This window comes from Methanobacterium sp. (assembly GCA_039666455.1).
In the GTDB taxonomy this organism is placed as follows: Archaea; Methanobacteriota; Methanobacteria; order Methanobacteriales; family Methanobacteriaceae; genus Methanobacterium_D.
This window is the reverse complement of the sequence record JAVSLW010000049.1, coordinates 1-1,230: the sequence shown is the minus strand read 5'-3', so window position 1 is coordinate 1,230 and position 1,230 is coordinate 1. Positions and strand designations below refer to the sequence as shown.

Below are 1,230 nucleotides of genomic sequence, written 5' to 3'. Positions count from 1 at the left end.
AAATTAGATAATGGCAAGTTCTCCTGCGGAAGTGATTTTAAGCTCATCCTGTGCAATAAAGCCCATTTCTCTTAATTCTCTTATGTGGTTGTAGGTCATTCCTCTGCTTATTCCTACTTTTATGGAGAGGTTTTTAACGGAAGTTTCTTCCTTTTCCAGTTCTTCCAGTATTATTCTTTTTGTTTTGGAGATTCCGAAGTTTAGAATGGGTAGATCTATTATTTCTCTATCTTCTTCTGTTACATAGACGATTCTTTCAACGGCACTGTGTCTTGCATAGCTTCCAAATAATGCGCCTAATGCCTGCGGTTTTCTGCCGCCGCTAACGTTTACTATGATTTTTTTTCCATGTGCACATTCTTCGTCTATAATTTCTGCTGTGTCGTTAGCTATTTTCACCACATTGTAGAGACTTGTGGGTATGGTTTCTATTTCTATTACTGTTCCCACAGTTTCTCTTAGTATTCTTAAAGCTTCAAGTTTTTCTTTAGGGGCGTTCTCTTCACTTAAAAGAATAATTTTTTTGGGGGAGAATTGAGTGATACAAAACATTACAGGTTCCAGTTTATAAATTGTTGAGATTAAAGTGTATTCCATTTAATGCACACCAGTTTGAACATTTTTATAAATTTCAGTATATCCAGTTCTATATCTGTCCTTTATTTATATTTCTTTTTAATTAATCTCCTCTAATTTGTTAGTTTAAAGTTTAAAAAGATATGAATTTAATTTAACTGTAAATAGTAACTATATGTTTTATATAGTTATTATTAGTTTATATAATTAATTATGAATTAATACATAGTAAACATATACATTTATATAGGATTACAGACAACATGTGTGTAAGATACATACAATTACAGGAGGTTTAAAAAAATTATGAAAATTTTAGCAATTTTGATGGTTCTGCTGGTCATAATAATAGTGGGAATATCAGGATGCACAAACCCAGACAATTCAACATCTAATACTACTCCAGGATCATCAGATCCAAATATTGAAACTTACAAACAGAACTTAGTGAATTTACAGGAAAACCCCAAAGCATACGTTGGACAGACCGTAACAATTGTAGGAAGCAGAGGATTCAGCTTCAAAAAAGAGGCAAACCCAACCCTGGGAACACCAGAAGGAACAGAAATAATGATGGGAGACTCAGAAAAAGTAGGAGCAAGCACAGTGTCAATATGGTACACCGGACCACCAATAGATCTTGACCTTTTCAGC

Annotated in this window: 2 protein-coding genes; one reads left to right on the top strand and one right to left on the bottom strand. The window is 33.5% G+C overall.

Annotated features, from left to right (window positions below):
* Positions 1–3: 3 nt before the first annotated feature.
* Entirely contained in the window at positions 4–597 is a 594-nt protein-coding gene (gene csa3 / locus PQ963_10720; GenBank protein ID MEN4030131.1) for a CRISPR-associated CARF protein Csa3, read from the bottom strand.
* Positions 598–882: 285 nt separating this feature from the next.
* Between csa3 and PQ963_10715 the strand changes: the two genes are divergently transcribed.
* Positions 883–1,230 (top strand): hypothetical protein (locus tag PQ963_10715; GenBank protein MEN4030130.1); only part of this gene is annotated, 348 nt, incomplete at its 3' end.

Excerpts from the sequence above, each read along its gene's own strand:
- csa3 (MEN4030131.1), bottom strand. The coding sequence starts at position 597 with ATGGAATACACTTTAATCTCAACAATTTATAAACTGGAACCTGTAATG.